The 18,463-nt window shown below is 42.8% G+C and carries 17 protein-coding genes; 8 read left to right on the top strand and 9 right to left on the bottom strand.

Annotation, left to right across the window (positions count from 1 at the left end):
* Positions 1-29: 29 nt before the first annotated feature.
* The 3 genes from FHS10_RS18210 to FHS10_RS18200 all read right to left on the bottom strand — a co-directional run bounded on the left by FHS10_RS18210 (position 30) and on the right by FHS10_RS18200 (position 2,243).
* Positions 30-143 carry a DUF2256 domain-containing protein gene (locus tag FHS10_RS18210; protein WP_259093190.1) on the bottom strand — a complete coding sequence of 38 codons (114 nt, stop codon included), beginning with the start codon at positions 141-143 and terminating at the stop codon, positions 30-32.
* Between the two features lie 95 nt (positions 144-238).
* A complete protein-coding gene (locus FHS10_RS18205; RefSeq protein WP_259093187.1) occupies positions 239-1,045 on the bottom strand; it encodes a 5'-nucleotidase, lipoprotein e(P4) family in 807 nt (268 codons plus the stop codon).
* A gap of 301 nt (positions 1,046-1,346) precedes the next feature.
* Positions 1,347-2,243 (bottom strand): LysR family transcriptional regulator, encoded by an 897-nt coding sequence (locus FHS10_RS18200; protein ID WP_259093185.1) that lies wholly within the window; start codon positions 2,241-2,243, stop codon positions 1,347-1,349.
* Positions 2,244-2,342: 99 nt separating this feature from the next.
* Here FHS10_RS18200 and FHS10_RS18195 point away from each other — a divergent pair, with 99 nt between their 5' ends.
* The 6 genes from FHS10_RS18195 to FHS10_RS18170 all read left to right on the top strand — a co-directional run bounded on the left by FHS10_RS18195 (position 2,343) and on the right by FHS10_RS18170 (position 7,387).
* A complete protein-coding gene (locus tag FHS10_RS18195; RefSeq protein ID WP_259093184.1) occupies positions 2,343-2,981 on the top strand; it encodes an NAD(P)H-dependent oxidoreductase in 639 nt (212 codons plus the stop codon).
* Positions 2,947-3,237: a putative quinol monooxygenase gene (locus tag FHS10_RS18190; protein ID WP_259093183.1), complete on the top strand. Its 291-nt coding sequence runs from the start codon at positions 2,947-2,949 to the stop codon at positions 3,235-3,237. The genes FHS10_RS18195 and FHS10_RS18190 overlap by 35 nt, the downstream gene beginning before the upstream one ends.
* 558 nt (positions 3,238-3,795) lie before the next feature.
* A complete protein-coding gene (locus FHS10_RS18185; protein ID WP_259093180.1) occupies positions 3,796-4,983 on the top strand; it encodes a hypothetical protein in 1,188 nt (395 codons plus the stop codon).
* A gap of 1,086 nt (positions 4,984-6,069) precedes the next feature.
* Positions 6,070-6,264: a YodC family protein gene (locus tag FHS10_RS18180; protein WP_259093177.1), complete on the top strand. Its 195-nt coding sequence runs from the start codon at positions 6,070-6,072 to the stop codon at positions 6,262-6,264.
* A gap of 187 nt (positions 6,265-6,451) precedes the next feature.
* Complete coding sequence (locus FHS10_RS18175) at positions 6,452-6,856, top strand: hypothetical protein (RefSeq protein WP_259093175.1); 405 nt, start codon at positions 6,452-6,454, stop codon at positions 6,854-6,856.
* Positions 6,857-6,871: 15 nt separating this feature from the next.
* Positions 6,872-7,387: a hypothetical protein gene (locus FHS10_RS18170; RefSeq protein WP_259093174.1), complete on the top strand. Its 516-nt coding sequence runs from the start codon at positions 6,872-6,874 to the stop codon at positions 7,385-7,387.
* A gap of 183 nt (positions 7,388-7,570) precedes the next feature.
* On the opposite strand, the gene FHS10_RS18165 is transcribed toward FHS10_RS18170, so the two are convergent.
* Positions 7,571-9,910, bottom strand: coding sequence for a M1 family metallopeptidase (locus tag FHS10_RS18165; protein ID WP_259093172.1), 2,340 nt, complete (start codon positions 9,908-9,910; stop codon positions 7,571-7,573).
* Entirely contained in the window at positions 9,907-10,497 is a 591-nt protein-coding gene (locus FHS10_RS18160) for a HupE/UreJ family protein (RefSeq protein ID WP_259093171.1), read from the bottom strand. The genes FHS10_RS18165 and FHS10_RS18160 overlap by 4 nt, the downstream gene beginning before the upstream one ends.
* 67 nt (positions 10,498-10,564) lie before the next feature.
* On the opposite strand from FHS10_RS18160, the gene FHS10_RS18155 reads away from it, so the two are divergent.
* Both FHS10_RS18155 and FHS10_RS18150 read left to right on the top strand, forming a co-directional pair.
* Positions 10,565-11,041, top strand: a complete 477-nt coding sequence (locus FHS10_RS18155) for a DUF6702 family protein (protein WP_259093169.1) — start codon at positions 10,565-10,567, stop codon at positions 11,039-11,041.
* Positions 11,042-11,489: 448 nt separating this feature from the next.
* A complete protein-coding gene (locus FHS10_RS18150) occupies positions 11,490-12,578 on the top strand; it encodes an AI-2E family transporter (protein WP_259093167.1) in 1,089 nt (362 codons plus the stop codon).
* A 247-nt stretch (positions 12,579-12,825) separates the two neighbouring features.
* Here the strand turns inward: FHS10_RS18150 and FHS10_RS18145 are convergent, their stop codons facing one another.
* The 4 genes from FHS10_RS18145 to FHS10_RS18130 form a co-directional block, all read right to left on the bottom strand.
* Positions 12,826-14,163, bottom strand: coding sequence for a M16 family metallopeptidase (locus FHS10_RS18145; protein ID WP_259093165.1), 1,338 nt, complete (start codon positions 14,161-14,163; stop codon positions 12,826-12,828).
* A 16-nt stretch (positions 14,164-14,179) separates the two neighbouring features.
* A complete protein-coding gene (locus FHS10_RS18140; protein ID WP_259093162.1) occupies positions 14,180-15,559 on the bottom strand; it encodes a M16 family metallopeptidase in 1,380 nt (459 codons plus the stop codon).
* Between the two features lie 110 nt (positions 15,560-15,669).
* Positions 15,670-16,371: a hypothetical protein gene (locus tag FHS10_RS18135; RefSeq protein ID WP_259093159.1), complete on the bottom strand. Its 702-nt coding sequence runs from the start codon at positions 16,369-16,371 to the stop codon at positions 15,670-15,672.
* A gap of 239 nt (positions 16,372-16,610) precedes the next feature.
* Positions 16,611-18,455 (bottom strand): UbiD family decarboxylase, encoded by a 1,845-nt coding sequence (locus tag FHS10_RS18130; RefSeq protein WP_259093156.1) that lies wholly within the window; start codon positions 18,453-18,455, stop codon positions 16,611-16,613.
* Positions 18,456-18,463 lie beyond the last annotated feature (8 nt).

Genomic DNA, 18,463 nt, shown 5'->3' with positions numbered 1-18,463 from the left:
TTTATTAATGCAGAGCACAAATTTGCAATTTATTTGCTTCTTCTGCATCGTTCACTGCAATATTTGACATCATCCCAACACTTTTCCCATTTTTTGCGCCAGCTAAAAGGCCTTTGGCAAACCGGGCATATTTTGTGGGGCAAGTTTTATGCAGGCATAAATAAGGGCTAAAGATAGGCTATAAGTGTCGAAAAAACACAATGAAGTGCATTAAATGCTCAACATGCACAGTAAAAACTTACTTATCCATCTTTATTTTAGCTTTAATGATGGAGTCTTTTTGCGCGTTGGTAAGCTTATAATTAAACCGGAACAGCGCTCCCTCAAAGTCGCCATATGACGGGTTGGGGATCACAATATATTTGCTGCCAAATTCTTTTTCCAGCTTTTGTGTAGTAGCAATGCGGCTTTCTTCTGATGGATGGTTATCATACAGCACGTCAAAATCGGGCAGGTTATCGCCACAAAGCATGATAATGTTATGCGTTTTTAAAACATTCAAGCGGCGGGACTCTTTACTTGATGTAGTAGTTTTCAACTGTAGGTGTGCATTATCGGCAAAAGGTAAACCATATAGCTGCAGATTTTTTAAGGTAGCTGCACGCTCGTTTTCATTACGATTGGTGATGTAAAACACAGTAACCCCTTTTGATGCCGCGTATTTGAAAAAGGCCGGCGCCCCAGGTACGGTATCGGCAATAGCCTTATCGGTCCACTCCTTCCAGGTGGCATCAGAGTATTCCAGGTTTTTCATAGCCCGGCTTGCATCGTACGGACTGTTATCCAGCAAGGTTTCGTCAATATCGGTTACAATAGCCAATGGTTTATCGCCAGGATTTTTAACCGCTTCATCAACCCTCAGTTTGGCAATATTATAAGCCTGGAAACATAAAGCCTTATACTCGGCGGCACGTTGCTGCCAGATAGAAGCCCAGGCTTTACCATTATTTGCAATAGAAGTGGCATTGCTTACCGTTGTATTTTTTTGTGACGCGCAGGCGCTGATTAGCAAAACAGGGATTAGGTAAATAAGGCTTTTTTTCATGAGAGCGATGATGTGTATTAATAAACGAACGGACAATGCCCGCGGTCCGACTCACCCGGCCGACGCTTCGCTGGGCCACCCTCTCTCCGGCAAGCCGTAAAGAGGGTTAAAAAAATATCCACCCCCTCTATGCGCGAAGCGGAGAGAGGGGTGACAAGCGTAGCGATGTCGGGGTGAGTCGTCACGGCGCAAGAGCTTTACTATAACTCCCGCTTATCCTTAAACTCCTTCGCCAAATCTATTCAGTTTTAACCGGATAACAAATATCCATAATATTGATTCATGTTATCGTTACAATAAATTATACCATTTCCCGCTCAAAAATTTCCTGGATCATAGCAATCTCTTTAGCGTAGATCGACTTTTTGCGGGTGCCGAAGTACAGCGTATTTTCAATAAGGTTAAACCCTTCCCACAGCAGTTGGATATTACCTGTGTCCCGTTCTTTTTTGGATAGAAAATCGGGAATCACCGCTATACCCGTGCCACCGCTAAGGCAACGGATGATAGAACCCATGTTTGGTACGATAAAATTGGGTTTAAAATCTGGGCGTTTACCAAAGTTGATATGCCAGAAACGCCGCAGATGCTCCATATCGCCTGATGAGCCGTACCAGGTTTGGGCTTTTAGCCACGATTGTATCCGGGATAGATCTTTGGTTTTTAGTAGATCGTTAAATTCCGCCACGGGTGTTTGTGCGCCAGCCAGTACTACAATGCGCTCTTTAAAAAAAGGTTTATAATCCAACCCCTTGTAGTCTCCTTTTTGCGGGGTGATGATCATATCCAGGATGCCGCTATCCAGGTCGGCCAGCATTTCGGGGTATTCACCAAATTTAATGATCACGTTAAAGGGCAGCGTAGGCAGGTATGATTCCAGCGTAAACTGAAAGGTTTCAAAACACATCCCTATGCTGATGGTGGGCACATCCTTTTCGGTGCTTTTATGAAAATGTCTTTCGGCTTCTTCCAATTTACAGATGGCCTCCTGCACATAGTTGTACAGGATCTTTCCCCTTTCTGTCGATACCATTTTGCGGGATGTACGATCAAACAGTTTGTAACCCACATAACTTTCCAGCGAGCTTAAATGCAGGCTAACCCCCGGTTGCGAAATAAACAGCGATTCGGCGGCACCCGTTAAAGAGCCGGTTTCATAAATCGCTTTAAACGTACGGAACCATTCTAAATTCACCATAGCTATCTATCATAATTATGATACAAATATATAATTTATGTTATTTTAATAATACACTATAGCACCGTAATTTTGGATCGACATAAAAAAAGAAATTAAATGAAGAACATATTTGTTATAAACGGCGGACAGATCTTCGCCCACTCCGGCGGACTTTTCAATAAAACACTGTTGGATACCACCGTTAATTATTTTACCGAAAAAGAAGGGTTCAAGGTTCGCTCAACCGATATTAACCATGATTACGACCCCAACCAGGAGGCCGAAAACTACAAATGGGCCGATGTAATTATTTACCACACCCCTATCTGGTGGTTTCAGCTGCCTAATGGTTTCAAAAAGTATATCGATGAGGTATTTACCGCCGGCTACAACAACGGCATTTACCGCAGCGATGGCCGCAACGCCGAAAACCCAGCTATCAATTACGGCACCGGCGGTTTAATGCATGGCAAAGAATACATGCTTACCACCTCATGGAACGCGCCGGCAACCGCTTTTACCCTACCTGGTGAGTTTTTTAACCAGCGTAGTGTTGATGAAGGTCCGCTGTTTGGTTTTCACCGCATGAACGCTTTTACCGGCATGCAGCCCTTAGAGAGCTTCCACTTTTACGATATAATGAAAAACGCTAATATTGCAGCCAACCTGCAACACTACCAGCAGCATTTAAACAAACTATTTATCCAAAACATCCCAAGCCATGAAAATTTACTTAACAGCCTTAGTGAAGTGTAAACCGGGCAACACGGCCGAATTGAAAGGTTATTTACAACAACTGGTAGCCGGCTCAACCAAGGAAGAAGCCTGCCTGCAATATGAGCTTTACCAATCAGCAGACGATGATACCCAATTCATTTTTCATGAAACCTGGGCCAGCCAGGAGGGATTGGACCTGCATAACCAGCAACCACATATTAAAACATTTATAGCACAGGCGTCGCCAATTTTAGACGGAGGGCTTACTATTTATAAAACGGATAGGGTAGTTTAGAAATGACAAAAAAGCCCCGACTTTCACCGGGGCTTTTTTGTTAACAGACCATCGGTTTGTCGGTATTCGAAAGTCTTATCACTAATATTTTAATCCATCCAAAAACTGTTGTGTTGCGCAACAAGTAAAACAGCGGAAAATGACACTTATCTAATAACCAGGTAATTATGAATTGTCATAAATTACAAAGCGCAACAAAACCGCAACAGTAGCCTTGGGCAGGGTTGTCTATGACGAAATATGAGCGTCTGATTTCTCCCTACCCGACGAAAGAATCGAACAGTCATTTTCTTTATCCACAGCGGGGCGACCGGCAGGCCCCGGGTTTAGCAAGTTATTGCAGTTTAGTCTCCATAATTATTTCTTACTCCACCTTCATCAATCTATCATTTAAACAGTATATTACAACCACAAACTATTGCCGGTACGGTACCGGCAATGTTTCAAATTAACACACCAATATTTGCAGCTTTAGGCGTAATAAAGATTTCGACACTTATTTGTATCGGCATTGAATTTCAGACAACTGTTAATATATGATAACCCCCAGTTGTTTTTATGCCCGTAGAAAAGTTTAAGGAACCATGCGCCCGTACTAAAGCAATAGCAGAAGCAACTAATCATCGTTTCGAGCGGGAAGTATACCATTTTTTGCATACATGGGTCCAAAACCACCAGGGTGAAACGCTATTACAGTTTGATCAGCCACTGGATGAGTATTTGGCAAATGACGCCCTGCGCGATTTCTTTTTGAATACGCATCATCCCATTCAACAATTATTAAAAAATCGTTTCATCGCCTGCCATTTAGGGCGACGGGTGCGGGCTGTTTATTTCGATCCCATCAGCGGCGATCCTTTATTAGCTCCCACCGAACAGCGCATTTATAACCTGGCCCGCCGGATGGATAGCGAACGCATGCATGTGCCCTTCCGCTCGGTTCATCCTAACAAGCAGACCGAAGCCGGCGATACCGCGGACATCAGCACCTACCCCGCCGACTCGGAAGAGATCCGCTATAACAGCGGCAACCATTTCATCAGTCGCCCGGCCAACGACAACGTATTTGCTGAAAACAGTAGGCACTGCAGGGCAAAATCAGAGGGCAATTTACACGTGCTTTTTAAGAAAGGATTTTTGGAAGACCGCCTGCACGATATAAAACTACTCACGGCCGAAATGCATGAGGCCGGCGAAACCCAGCTGCAGTTCTTTGTGGTCTACAGCCGACACTCAATAATAGAGGGCCATTTTGGAACATCCCTGGTAATCATGGACCCGGCAAATCCCGACTTCCCGCAACGCGTGATGGTTTGCGATACCTTACTGAAAGAGTTACCGCATCACCCGCGCTGGTGGAATCATTTCATTGCCGAATATTCAAATGTATTTGGTGATGCCATAGCCGAAATAGTGGAAGATCTGTCGCACCCGCTGCAAAAGGTAAATATCAAAGGCGATGCACCCTATCGCCACGACTGGGACTGCCCCTACTACGCCACCAGCATGGCAGATGCCCTGGCCGACCTGGTAAAAAACAACCCCGAACTCCTGCTAAATGGCACGTCATCTGATGTACATGATGCCATGAAAAGTATTATGCAAGACTATTATCAACCGAGTTATGAAATTAAAGACCGACTGGCTATTCAACAAACTAATAGGTTAAAGCGCTGGAAAAGCGGCAGGGAATTGATTAAGGACTTGGTTGTTGAGGTGAGTAGGAGGACTTCTTATGAGTTGTAGGGGGGAATTAAACACTTGCAAACTTAATCTTAAATCAATAGCGTAACTCATCCCAGCGCGTTGTTGGTGTTGTAAGGTAACTATATACGTGTTAGACCATGAGTAAAAGGTTAATCAAGGTTTATATAATTGTAAAGGACAATAAATCCAATTAAAATCAATAATGACACGATTAATGCCAATTTTGGATGGCCTCTTTTGTTTATCAATCTATAGGATAATCGACAAAAAAATATAGGTGCGTCGATAACCAAGAACCAAAGGACTGTTGTGAAAATTATATACTGCCACATTATTTCTTAGGCTTTTGCTTAACCTCTTTTTTAGGCTTTTTTTCAGTAGCAGTTTTGCCAACAGACGCTTTCATAATGCTATGAAATAGTTAGATGCTTCTTTAGGGTTTTTAGTTGGCTCATCAATTATTTTAAACCCCAGCTTAATTTCTAAGGCGATGTTTTCGGGTGGTGAATTTACAATATCAACCGTCAGCCAGCCATTGACTTCTTTTATCTCTACAAAATTTAATATACTCTTATTTATAGACCTGAAATAAGCATCGTACTTACCCTCGATGTCTCTTAAGATTGATTGTGCTATTTGTATAGTTTTATACCATAATACTAAGTTACGGATTTATGCTAAAATGAGAGTTCGCTAACTCCGTTTTTTGTAACTTCAAATAGAAATGGGTGGTCTATTGTATGGGCTTTGTCGAGCATTACATCCCATTGGGTAACCATTGTTCAGCGCGTTGTTGGGTGTTGTTTGTTTTCCTGCGCTTTTTTAGCTTTAAAACATTGCCCTTTGTCTTATACTGCTTGCCGAGTTGGCTAACGTTTAAAAAGCAATATTGGGGATCACGAACCTGTTGTTTGGTAACAACACCAAAAACGGGCGGAACTTAAAATAGGTTATGATATCGATACAGCAGAAATTGTGTATAACGAAACAATGGGGTATGAATTAGAAAGAACGGTTAGGTATATCGAAAAAATGATAGAGGATATTAATGCGGAAGGGAGTCTGGTAGATTATAGTAGTAAGCAATAAAAAATTTATAGATTAGTGGTCTAAACCAATAATCACATGAGCGAATCAATTTTCAAAGAAGGTGACGTAGTAAGACTACAGTCTGGAGGTCCAAAAATGACAATAGATGGCTTTGCATGGGATAAATTACGTGATAAGCCATATAACGATAGAGTGGAATGTACTTGGTTTGATGAAAAGAATGCTATTCAAAAGGGAACATTCAAAACCATCTTGTTAGAACTTGATTAATTATCTTTCAACAGCACAAAATCTATATACTCTAATACCAAAAAGATAAATTTCGGTACTCGTTACTTTGTTACCATTTGTACTACATGAAGTTAGTTTGGTAATAATTCCTTTTGATTTTAAATCTTTGATGTTCATAATAAGTATTTTCTTATAAATACCTAACTTTTTAAATTATTAAACAATTATGTGTTTATCCAATATTGAATTCAAGGATATTGTTACTCCAATAATTCTTATTGCCACCATTTTTTCATCTCATTGGCTCGCATCTAAACAAGCAAGAAAAACGAAGAAAGCTAAATGGATTGAAGATTTTAGATTTGAGGTAGCTAAATTCTTGTCCCTTTCAAACTTAATTAGTTCCAGTGATATTAAAGCGTTACATGACCTCTCGACAAGTGGATATGTCATCCTCATGCTATTAAGTGATAGGAATAAAAAGCATCAAGCATTGATTAACGAAGTGGCATCATTCGGTATCTTTAGTACTCAATTTAATTCAACTAAACTAACTGAATATGAAAAGAGAATTGCGGTCATTAAAGATTCGGCTAAAGAAATAATAAATGCAGAAGAAAGAAAATTATAGTTTTTTAAAATCCATATGCAACAAATTTCACCTATAATAAAACTTGACGTTGTTTTAGGATACATGGCTAATAAACAACCTCCAACTCATGAAACAAGTCATAAAATATCAAAGACTGTAAATATTGAGTTGAATGAGCTGCAATTAATTTTGAACAAACTTATAAAAGATGGGTACGTTGATTTTGAAGATGAGGTTCTTCATGATACGGCAATAATAAGTCCAAGTGGCAAGCCTGCAATTAGAAGAAGCTATATCATCTCGTTCGAAGGTCTTTTTTTCTTTCAAAATCATGGTGGATATAAAAGTCACGCGGAAAATAACTTATCCCAACAATCAAGGTTGGAAAAACTTGAAAGACAACAACGTAAAAATAATGAAAGGCTAACGAAACTCACTTTTTGGATTGCCCTTGCCAGTGGAGTTGCTGCTGTGTATTATATAATTGAAATACTTATTGAAATACACACTGTTTTTAACAATCATGGTCTATACCTAATTTGGGATAAAATACCAGTCGGAAAACATTAAATTTTTAATCTCTTGTATTTTTTGAATCCTGACCTATATTTAAATTTATAGGATTATACAATTTGTAGATTTAAAAAAGTTAAATCCGCCAACAGGTAGTAATATATATTATTCGGCAATCCAGAATTTTAATAATTAGTATATAATAATAAAGCCCCCAATGATGAGTTGGGGGCTTTGCTATTATTGTCCGCCTTTCCTGGCATCCTGCATCGGGTTACTACCCGATGTGGCGCCTCGCGGTAAAACCTGTTGTTTAAACAGTTCAAACCGCGATGGGGTGTATTCCCTTGGCCAGCTGTTGTTGGCCTCGTCAATATCGGCGGTTTGGCGGTATGGGTCAAGCTTGATGGATTTTACCTCTTTGCTTTTGGCAAATACCTTGCTTACCTTAAATTCGTTTTTACGCCAGATGTAGGCCGGGATATTATCTATCTCTTTGGTGCCGTCGGCATAGGTCCACTCAATAATTAGCGGGGTTACCAGGCCGCCTTTGTTGCTAAAGGTTAGCTCATAAAAATAGCTTTTACTATCGTAAAATTTCTTTTCGTCCGGGCTTAAGCCGGCGTACATATCCTGGTAGCCTTTGGTGGTCATTGGCGTTGCCGCAAAACGGTCCCACTTGCTGTAAAAATCCTGTAAGGAGGTATCGGCCTCTACGGCAAACTGCATGCCCGCGGCTTTGTTGCGGGTGGTGCTGATGTTCTCTAAATTATGGTCAAAGGCTGCACGGTCGCCGTTGGCTTCCAATGCCGGATTTTTAGTGTTTAAGCGGTAGTATTTAACGCTATCTAATGATACGTCAACAGCTTCGGTTCCGTAAAACCATCCCCGCCAAAACCAATCCAGGTCAACAGCCGATGCATCTTCCATAGTGCGGAACAAGTCCTCTGGTGTTGGGTGTTTAAAGGCCCAGCGTTTGGCGTAGGTTTTAAAGGCATAATCAAACAGCTCGCGGCCCATTACGGTTTCGCGCAATACGTTCAGCGCGGTTGCGGGTTTAGCGTAAGCGTTTGGACCAAACATGATAATGTTTTCTGAATTGGTCATGATAGGCTCCAGCTGGTTCTTAGGCATTTTCATGTAATCCACAATCTTGTATGCCGGTCCGCGCGATGAAGGGAATTTAGGGTCCCACTCCTGTTCGGTCAGGTATTGCACAAAAGTGTTCAGACCTTCGTCCATCCAGGTCCACTGGCGCTCGTCGGAGTTTACGATCATCGGAAAAAAATTGTGACCAACCTCGTGGATGATCACGCCGATCATACCGTTTTTGGTGGCCTCGCTATACGTACCATCTTTTTCGGCACGACCAAAGTTAAAGCAGATCATCGGGTACTCCATACCGTTTGCCGCCTCTACAGAAATAGCAACCGGGTAAGGGTAAGGGATGGTATGTTTTGAATACGTTTTGATGGTATGCGCTACAACCTTGGTAGAGTACTTGCGGTAAAGCGGGTAAGCTTCGGGGCCGTAGTATGACATCGCCATCGCTTTGCGGCCGCCTTCAATCTGGGCGCTCATGGCATCCCACACAATCCGGCGGGAAGACACCCATGCAAAATCGCGTACGTTTTCGGCGTGGAAAGTCCAGGTTTTGCGGGCAGTGGCGTGGCTTTTCATGGTGTTCTTTACCTCGTCAAGCGTCACAATCTCTACCGGCGTGGTTGATGTTTGCGCTTTGTTCCAACGGCCTAACTGTGCCGCTGTTAAGGTTTGGGCATAGTTTGAGCATTGGCCCGTGCCGCCTACCAGGTGATCGGCAGGTACGTTCATGCTTACTTTAAAATCGCCAAAGGTTAGGGCAAACTCACCGCTGCCGATGAACTGCTTGTTTTGCCAGCCCTGGAAATCGCTATAAACAGCCATGCGTGGGTACCATTGGGTCATGGTGTACAGGTAGTTGTTATCCTCGGGAAAATACTCATAGCCGCCGCGGCCGCCAATGGTCATCCTATCGCTGATGTTGTACCACCAGTTTACTTTAAATTTAAATTTTTGACCATGCAGCAAAGGAGCAGGCAGCTCAATACGCATCATGGTTTCGTTGATGGTGAAAGGTAACGCGCCGCCGTTAGCATCCTTTACGCTTTCAATATGGTTACCCAAATCAAGATCGGTACCCATAATGCCCTGCAGCTGGCGGATGCTCATTTTACTTTGCATCTTGCTTTCGTTCATCTTAGCTGCCTCGCCATCTTTTTTATGCTGATTTTCATCCAGCTGTACCCATAAATAGGTAAGTGCATCGGGCGAGTTGTTGGTGTAGGTAATGGTTTCGCTGCCATCTAAACGCTGCTTATCATCATCTAATTTGGCATAAATGTCATAATCGGCCTTTTGCTGCCAGTACTGCGGCCCGGGAGCCCCCGATGCCGACCTGTAGCCGTTTGGCGTGTTTAACATGGTACCCAATTGCTCAAAACGGTTACCGTGGTTTGAGCCGGGGTTGTTGTCGTGCTGTGCCCATGATGCCGAAGCCGCAAGCAGGCAGGAAAGTAGAGCAGGGTAAAATTTATTCATCTGAATTTAATTAGGAAAAAACGTTCAATACACATGATAAAAGCAATACCAAATATAGCCGAGGACAGGAACATGGTCCAGTCGCGCTGTGGTGTTCTGGCAAATTTGATGAGCAGCCAGGAGATAAGTAACGCAGATATTACAATTAATACCTGCCCAAACTCCAGCCCAAGGTTAAAAGCAAACAATTGCGCGGTGATATTGCTGCTGGTGCCCAGTAAACTTTTAAGGTAGTTGCTAAAGCCCATCCCGTGAATAAGGCCAAAGAACAAGGCCAGCGTATAGTTAAGCCGCATGGTGCCGGTTGTGCGCTTTTTATTGAGCACATTAACCAAACTGGTAAACACAATAGTAACCGGGATTAGGAATTCAATAAGCGAAGTGTTGATATGAATTACATTTAAAACACTTAAAGCCAGCGTGATAGAATGACCGATGGTGAAGGCTGTAACCAGTACCAGTACCTTGCGCCAGTCGGCCAGCAGATAGGTACCGCAAAGCACGGTAACAAATAAAATATGGTCGTACCCTTCCCAGTTACAGATGTGTTGCCATCCTAACTGGAAGTACAAATAAAAGTCAGTCATTTACTTAATTCGCTATTGCCAATAAAAATAGCGTTTTTTGTGATAATAACAATTACATAACGCAATTATGTTGCAATTACTTTTAATCAGCTGGTTTAGCATCTTCCACCCTTTTTATGTTAGCGTTACCGAAATTAACCACAATGCCAAAACCCAAAGCGTTGAGGTAAGCTGCCGTATTTTTTACGACGACCTGGAGCGCACCATCGAAAAGCAAAACCATACCCCGGTTGATATTGTAAAACCAAAAGATAAAGCCAAACTGAACCAGATGCTGAACGATTACATCAAAAAGCATTTGACCATTAAAGCCGACGGCAAGGCGCTTAACCTAAGCTATGTTGGTTACGAAGTACAGGAAGATGCCGCCTGGATCTATTTTGAAATAAAAGCCATTAACAAAGTAAAAAAGTTTGAAGTGCATGACGATATCCTTTTCGACGAGCACAAAGAACAGATCAATATGCTGCACGTAACCGTAGCCGGCCAACGTAAAAGCACCAAACTGGATAACCCGGATGCGGATGCCGGGTTTGAGTTTTAGGACGGATATGTAGATTTTAAATGTGCAGATGAAAATATAAAGCTATGTCATTGCGAGTAGTAAAATCTGCGGACTGTGAAGGTGGAAATGACAACATCGCCCCCTTGTCATTGCGAGGAACGAAGCAATCTCGTAGCCATGCATATTCGCTCTGTATGGCTACGAGATTGCCACGCTGCGCTCGCAATGACATATTTTATATTTGTCATGGGTAGGTACGAAGCAATCGCGAACTATGCAGATCCGCTCTGTATAGCATGAGATTGCTTCGTTCCTCGCAATGACATGGTGGGTTTGTCATGCTGAGGCACGAAGCATCTATTCGCGAACTTTACAGGGCGAACAGGCATGGCGCAGAATAGATCCTATATTAAAGGCATATTATCATAGGCATCAAACAATTAACTTGTATATTCCTTTGATTGGATATACTTTATTACCTGCTTTTATGCCTGCAAAAGACTACCCTTTTTACCTCAAGAGCACCGTTATCATGTTCGGGCTTGTACTATTGGTTTACATATTCTCGCAGCTTGCGGATGTTTTTGTGCCGATAGCCTATTCACTGTTCATCGCCATTCTGCTTAATCCGCTTTGTAATAAATTTGAAGGCTGGAAAATCCCCAAGGTATTGTCCATAGCGCTAACGCTGCTAATAGCTTCTATAGCTATAGCCGGACTATTTTATTTCCTATCCACCCAAATCATTCAATTTGGCGATTCATTACCCATGTTGCAGAAAAAGCTGGCTGCCATATCAGTTACCACCCAGCAGTGGGTAGCCACAACCTTTGGGTACACCGTTCAAAAGCAAAATATACTTATTAAGGAAGCTATGGATAACAGCCACGCTTTGCTGGGTAGTACTTTAGGTTCGGTAGTAGGCGTGCTTGGCCTGGTGTTTATTATTCCTGTATATGTTTTCCTGGTACTTTATTATAAAACCCTGCTGCTTAACTTTTTTTACGAAGTGTTTTCTGAAGAGAACTCCAAACGGGTAGCCGAAGTACTAAAAGAAACCAAGGTGGCTATCCAAAGCTATATCATAGGTTTACTTATCGAAATGATGATTGTGGCTGCCATGAACTCCGTAGCCCTGGTATTGCTTGGGGTAAAATATGGTATTTTGATTGGCGTGATAGGTGCCATTTTAAACCTTGTCCCTTACCTGGGTGGTATTATCGCTATCGCCTTGCCGGTACTAATGGCTACGGTAACCAAAGATGGTTATGGCACACAATTAGGTGTGATCATAGCTTATATGGTGATCCAGTTTATTGATAACAATGTACTGGTGCCACGCATTGTATCATCTAAAGTACAGATCAACGCGCTGATGTCAATCATCGTAGTACTGTTGGGTAACATGCTTTGGGGTTTATCGGGCATGTTCCTTTCTATACCCTTTGTGGCAGTCCTCAAAATTATTTTCGACCGGATAGACGGACTCAAGCCCTGGGGCAAACTTTTAGGCGATACCATTCCCGTTCACCACAAAGGTGATATTTGGGGACGGAGGAAGAAGGTAGTTCATTAGTTCACTGGTTCATTAGTCTGGTCTGATGGGGGGCCGATGCGGATTATATATGCCAACATTATACCATAAAAAATCGTCATTGCGAGGCACGAAGCAATCCCGAACTGTACAGAGTTGCTCTGCAAATCGGGGATTGCTTCGTCGTTCCTCCTCGCAATGACGATTTTAGTTGTTTTAGGTGGCTTTAACGCCCTTCTATCTTGAACTTTTCACCAATGAACTAATGAACCAGTGAACAAATGAACGTTTAATGGTTCACACCATTCTCGCCTTTGTTTAAAGTTCCGTTGATGTATAACACCTGGTTTACTTTTTTAGGATCGCCCTGGTAAACCCATACAATGTTGTTGATATAGGTTTTAAAGGCATTGTTAACCTGCTCGGTAGTTAATTTCTTCACATCATCAACCAAGGTTAATGAGCGTTTCCAGTTATCAAACAACACCTCGTTTGATGCTATTGATGATGCCTGGGCGCTGTTGGTTTCGTTTTTATAATAAAAACCGGTAAGATAGGTGATCTTCATATTGGCTACTTCCTCGGGTTTAAAACCTTCGGTTTTTACCTTGTCAACCAATTTGTCAAATACAGCAATATATTTATCGGGCTGCGTGGTTGATACCGAAAAACGGGCTGTTGAAGTTTGACCTACGCTAAACCAGGCCTGCGGCGCGTATGATAACCCATTGTTGGTACGCACATCTAAAAAGTGGCGGTTAGCAAAAATGCGCATCGCTACGTTAAAGGCGTCAAAGTCCTCGTTACCCGGAATTGGGCCACTGGTTACCCCTTCTACATAGTTGGTAGCCAGGTCGCGCTGCTCTACATTGATGCTGTTTTTATACACCTTGAAAGATGATTTTTTAAACTCAAATGGATTGCCTTTTTTAACACCGGCAAGCAGCGCTTTTACTTTGGCTTCAATAACCGACTGATCCAAATCGGCAACTACCACAATTACCAGGCGCGATTTAGTGAAAATGCTGGTATAAAACGCCTTGGTTTCTTCGGGCGTTAGCTTGGTAATAATATCTACCGTTCCTTCGGGCTCTTTAGCGTAATCGCGGTTCACAAAGGCCACTTTATTGGCCAGTTTATCAATAGCCGCATCGGGCTGCGAGTCTTCGGCTTTCAAATTATTGATCGCATCCTGTTTAATACGGGTAAATTCTTTGGCATCAAAACGGGGTTGGGTCATGGCTTCGGCGTATAATGGCCAAACCACGTCAAAGTCGCTTTTAATACAATTCATCCGTATTACCGAATAATTTTTGTTTGTAGAGCCGTAAACCGTAGCGCTTACTTTATCCAATATGTCCTTAAACGCGTTTTTATCGTGGGCAACTGTTCCGCACTCAGTAAGCGCATTCATCGCCATCGATTCAATACCCATTTTATCGGCTTTGTAATTTTGCACACCGCCTTTAATAATGGTTTGGATTTCTACAATATCGTTTCCGCTTGGCTGCACAATTACTTTAACGCCATCAACCATGGTTTCGTAAGCTGCTTTTTGCGCCTGTGCCGTTTTTATATTTCCTATCGCCGCTGCAATCAGCAGGGTGAACACATATTTCTTCATCATGATAAGATCTTTTAAATTACTTAGCTACAAAAAATGAAGCTACATTAGTTTGTTTACTCAAATCGGGTGCAATGATTATACCTGCCGCGTATGGCTTACCCGTTACATAGGTGTCCACAAATTTCTTGATATCGTCACGACTAACTTTCTGGTAGTTGTTATCCAGATCGGTATAAAAATCAAGCGATGTACTGCACCATTGGTAGCTTAGCTGACTGGCCAGTGTAGATGGCTTCTCTTTACGGTGCACGCTGTTCCTTAACAGGATAGCCTTCGCATCTTTCAACTGCTCATCGGTATAATAATCGGATTTACCCCATTGGTTAATCTGGTTAATCACCTCGTCATAACACTCCTTTAATTTGGTAGGGTTAGGGATAATGGTCAAGTCGATAGGGCCAACATATTTGCTGGTGGTATAGCTTATATAAGCACCACTTGCCAGGCCTTTATCAACTAAAGCCTGTTGTAACTTTGAAGAGTTTAAGCCCAGGATAGTACTAAACACATCGGCAGAAACGGTAGAAGCCGAGTCTGTCAAATAAGATGGCCCCTGCCATGAAATTTGCATATAAGGGGTTTGCGCTATGGTGGTTTCCTTTATAAAATACTCGCTTTTGGTTAAGGGTTTAAAAGGAGGAATAGGATATTTTTCGTGCGGATTGAAGTCGCTGCTGGCCCAGTCGCCAAATATTTTTTCGGCCATGGCAAAGGCTGCTTCATGTTTTACGTCGCCGCAAATGGTAAGCAAGCTATTGTTTGGGAAATAATATTTGTCTTTGATGATCATCATTTTCTCGGGCGTAGCGGTGTTGATCACTTCGTGGATCCCGATTGGGTTTTTACGGGTGATGAGATCGCCCCATAGTTTTTGCTGGATGCCGTACCATAACTGGAAACCCGGATCGCTTTCGGCACGCTGAAATTCGCCGTCGACAACGGGGCGTTCCTTTTTCATGTCCTCCTCGCGGTAAATGGGGAAACGGATGGCGGCGTTCATAAATTTTAAACCGGCGCTAAGGCTATCCCTGTCAAAAGTGAAAAAGTAATTTACACGCTCCACATCGGTGGTGCCATTCCAAATGGCACCTAATTCCTGGGTACGTTTTAAAAATGCTTCCTGGTTAGGGTAATCCTTATTGGCCTTAAAAAACATGTGCTCAAAAAGGTGACTAAGGCCGCTAAATTCCGGGCCTTCTGTATAGGCGCCGTTTTTTACAGCAATTTCAATGGTGGCCAGGGGCACCTTGCTGTTTTCAATCACAACAACTTCCAAGCCGTTTGGAAGCTTTTTCCAGAAGTAACCTTCCGGTAGCCGGGGCTGTGCTATTGCGAGGCAAAAGCTAAATACCCCGATAACACTAAGTGTTAAGGTTTTGATAAAATTTCGGGTCATAAGTATTTAAATAATGTTTTAAACACTATAAATATATCGGTATAAAATATGAAACCGAAAAGTTTTGACCTTTTTAACTTAAATATTAGTTATGAAGCGCGTTTAGCTATTTACAATCCCGATTTGATGCTGTTGTAAGGCAGCCCCAGGTCTTCAATAGAGTATTGACTTAAAACACTGTCTTTCAAAATAATGTAATCACCCCTATCGGTAACCATCCAGCGTTCTTCCCCGTCTTTTTTCACCACCGTTGGGATAGTGGCCGACACTACTTTGCCTGTGGTATCTAATTCAAGAATATACAGCTCTTTTTTAGGGTCGGTAAAATCACGAAAAGGAATAATAACGGTTTGGTTGTTATCATCTATAAAATGGCCGAAGAAATTTTGATCTTTTAATTCTTTAGGATGCAGTGCCAGTAGTTTTTTAGCCGTTTGTGCCGATACACCGGTAATCTTTAACCTTACAATGTTTCCGTCTGCATCTTTCAATGTATCCTGCATATTAGCCATCTGTGCATTTGGATATTTGGCAACGGCGTAATAGTTATTAGCCCCCGTATTTTTATCGCTGTGCCCTGGCAGCAAATAACAAAGCTGCAGGTTTGGCAATGCCGAACTATCGGATTTTATTTTGCCGGCGATGCTCAGCAACTGATCTTTGGTAAGCCTGCTGCTGATATGAACCAACACCTTGCTTGCGGTATCAGATTTGGTTACTTTAGATATGGTATAATGAGGTACTTCTTTTTTTGTACAGCTAAAAGCCGAAAGGATAATTAAACAAAGCAGGATGTATGGTGTATTTTTCATAGCGTACAAAGATAGTTTTTTGAGTTGATTGGGTGAGTAGTTGATTGGGTATGCTTTTTCATGTAGAGACGCAATATTTTGCGTCTCCCGCTGTACAGGGCGAATTTACCGAGACGATTTGCTTAACCAATTCGAATGGCGGATTTGCACGCGGGAGACGCAAAATATTGCGTCTCTACGTAAAAACTCAGCATCACAAGGATAAATACTCCTGAAATCTCGCCCCCCGATCACGCACCTCAAATAATTCCATGCAAAGCTCCACCCGGCTTGCCCATTTTATCAACCATAGCTTCCACCTCGGGTACGCATTCCAATATAGGAGCGTGGTGCGGTTTTACGCGGGCGTCAATAATAAGCGGACCGGTACAGCCCCAGTGTTTGTGCTCGGTAAAGCTGCCTATGCCGTAAATATCGTGCGATGGATTGCTGCGGGTAAACGTTACCCATACAAAGTTATTGATGTTTGCTGCGGCAAAGGCGGCATCGTCACATAATACCATCAGCGCAAGTCCGCCCAGTTCGTCCTCTTCTTCTTTAAGGCGGTATTCAATAATGCTGATGATGTTATCGATATCCTTATGGTTAACGTGTTTGGGTACTTCAATCATCAATACGCCCGGCATAGCCATTTTAATCTTGCTGATGGGCTTTGGCAAGTTAAACCACGATGGCAGCTCTGTCCATAGTTCCCGTTTAATGTCGCCGGCTACGGTGATGGCTACTTTGCTCCCGGTGTTTAAACCGTCACCACTGTAGTCAAGCGTATCTATGGTGGTACGCGTGTAAAAATGAAGGTCGCGGGTAAAGTCAACACGTTGCAGCATGTGCAGCAGGAATGATTCTATGTTATTGACATCCAATGAAGGATCATCTTCTTTGGCGGCTATCAACAAATATTTGGCTAAACTCAACTGGCTTTTGCCTAAAATGTGGTTAGCTATAGTCAGAATTTCCTGCGGACGGCGCTCCTTGATATAAGGCGTATAACGCTCGCTGCCGATGGCAAATAGTAAAGGGTGTACACCCGCCGCGTCAACCGCGTTAACAGCGTGCAGGCCGGGGATTTCCTTGGGGATAGCGGCCCCGCTAATTTCATGGATCAACGCCCCAAAGCTGGTATCCTCCTGCGGCGGGCGACCCACTACGGTAAACGACCAGATGGCATCTTTACGATGATACACATTGTGCACTTTCATTAATGGGAATGGGTGCGTTAAGCTATAATAGCCTAAGTGATCCCCAAACGGACCTTCTGGTTTATTTTCGTGCGGCATCACTGTGCCGGTGATCACAAAATCGGCATCCGAAGAAATACAAAAACCCTCATCATCATAAAAATAACGGAAACGACGATTGCCTAAGGCACCAGCAAAGGTCATTTCAGATAAACCCTCGGGCAATGGCATCACGGCAGCTACCGGGTGACTTGGCGGACCACCTATAAATATACTCACCTTCAAAGGCTGCCCCTTGGCATTTGCTTTGGTTTGATGAACGCCTATACCGCGGTGCAACTGGTAATGCAAGCCGATCTCCTCGTTCAAAATATAATCGTTACCCGCCATCTGGATACGGTACATACCCAGGTTGGCATTCATGATACCTGGTTTATCGGCGTCTTCGGTATATACCTGCGGCATGGTCACAAATGGACCACCATCCATAGGCCAGTTTACAATCTGTGGAATATCGCTGATCTTGCATTTACCAAAGTTTACCGGCGCGTTGCTACTGCCTTTCATGGGCAAAGCCGATAAAGCTGTTAACGCGACATTGGTATATTTAAAAGGAGATTTTATAGCTTTTAGCGGATCGTTTTTAAGCTCAACCAGGGTTTTGATCTTATCCAGCGTATCCCTGAAAATAAATTCAGACCGCTCCAGTGTGCCGAACAAATTAGACACCGCCGGGAACCTACTACCTTTTACATTTTCAAATAAAATGGCAGGTCCCTGGTTTTCAAAAACCCGCAGGTGAATGGCGGCCATTTGCAGGTATGGATCAACCTCGTCCTTAATGCGCACCAAATGACCATGTTTTTCCAGGTCGGCAATACAAGCCTGTAAACTTTTATAACCCATGGGGCGAA

The organism is Mucilaginibacter dorajii, from assembly GCF_024808255.1.
Lineage (GTDB): Bacteria > Bacteroidota > Bacteroidia > Sphingobacteriales > Sphingobacteriaceae > Mucilaginibacter > Mucilaginibacter dorajii.
The sequence above is the reverse complement of the archived record's forward strand: the minus strand, read 5'-3'. Positions and strand labels throughout refer to the sequence as shown.

Excerpts from the sequence above, each read along its gene's own strand:
- FHS10_RS18205 (WP_259093187.1), bottom strand. The coding sequence starts at position 1,045 with ATGAAAAAAAGCCTTATTTACCTAATCCCTGTTTTGCTAATCAGCGCC.
- FHS10_RS18200 (WP_259093185.1), bottom strand. The coding sequence starts at position 2,243 with ATGGTGAATTTAGAATGGTTCCGTACGTTTAAAGCGATTTATGAAACC.
- FHS10_RS18195 (WP_259093184.1), top strand. The coding sequence starts at position 2,343 with ATGAAGAACATATTTGTTATAAACGGCGGACAGATCTTCGCCCACTCC.
- FHS10_RS18190 (WP_259093183.1), top strand. The coding sequence starts at position 2,947 with ATGAAAATTTACTTAACAGCCTTAGTGAAGTGTAAACCGGGCAACACG.
- FHS10_RS18185 (WP_259093180.1), top strand. The coding sequence starts at position 3,796 with ATGCCCGTAGAAAAGTTTAAGGAACCATGCGCCCGTACTAAAGCAATA.
- FHS10_RS18180 (WP_259093177.1), top strand. The coding sequence starts at position 6,070 with ATGAGCGAATCAATTTTCAAAGAAGGTGACGTAGTAAGACTACAGTCT.
- FHS10_RS18175 (WP_259093175.1), top strand. The coding sequence starts at position 6,452 with ATGTGTTTATCCAATATTGAATTCAAGGATATTGTTACTCCAATAATT.
- FHS10_RS18170 (WP_259093174.1), top strand. The coding sequence starts at position 6,872 with ATGCAACAAATTTCACCTATAATAAAACTTGACGTTGTTTTAGGATAC.
- FHS10_RS18165 (WP_259093172.1), bottom strand. The coding sequence starts at position 9,910 with ATGAATAAATTTTACCCTGCTCTACTTTCCTGCCTGCTTGCGGCTTCG.
- FHS10_RS18160 (WP_259093171.1), bottom strand. The coding sequence starts at position 10,497 with ATGACTGACTTTTATTTGTACTTCCAGTTAGGATGGCAACACATCTGT.
- FHS10_RS18155 (WP_259093169.1), top strand. The coding sequence starts at position 10,565 with ATGTTGCAATTACTTTTAATCAGCTGGTTTAGCATCTTCCACCCTTTT.
- FHS10_RS18150 (WP_259093167.1), top strand. The coding sequence starts at position 11,490 with ATGCCTGCAAAAGACTACCCTTTTTACCTCAAGAGCACCGTTATCATG.
- FHS10_RS18145 (WP_259093165.1), bottom strand. The coding sequence starts at position 14,163 with ATGATGAAGAAATATGTGTTCACCCTGCTGATTGCAGCGGCGATAGGA.
- FHS10_RS18140 (WP_259093162.1), bottom strand. The coding sequence starts at position 15,559 with ATGACCCGAAATTTTATCAAAACCTTAACACTTAGTGTTATCGGGGTA.
- FHS10_RS18135 (WP_259093159.1), bottom strand. The coding sequence starts at position 16,371 with ATGAAAAATACACCATACATCCTGCTTTGTTTAATTATCCTTTCGGCT.
- FHS10_RS18130 (WP_259093156.1), bottom strand. The coding sequence starts at position 18,455 with ATGGGTTATAAAAGTTTACAGGCTTGTATTGCCGACCTGGAAAAACAT.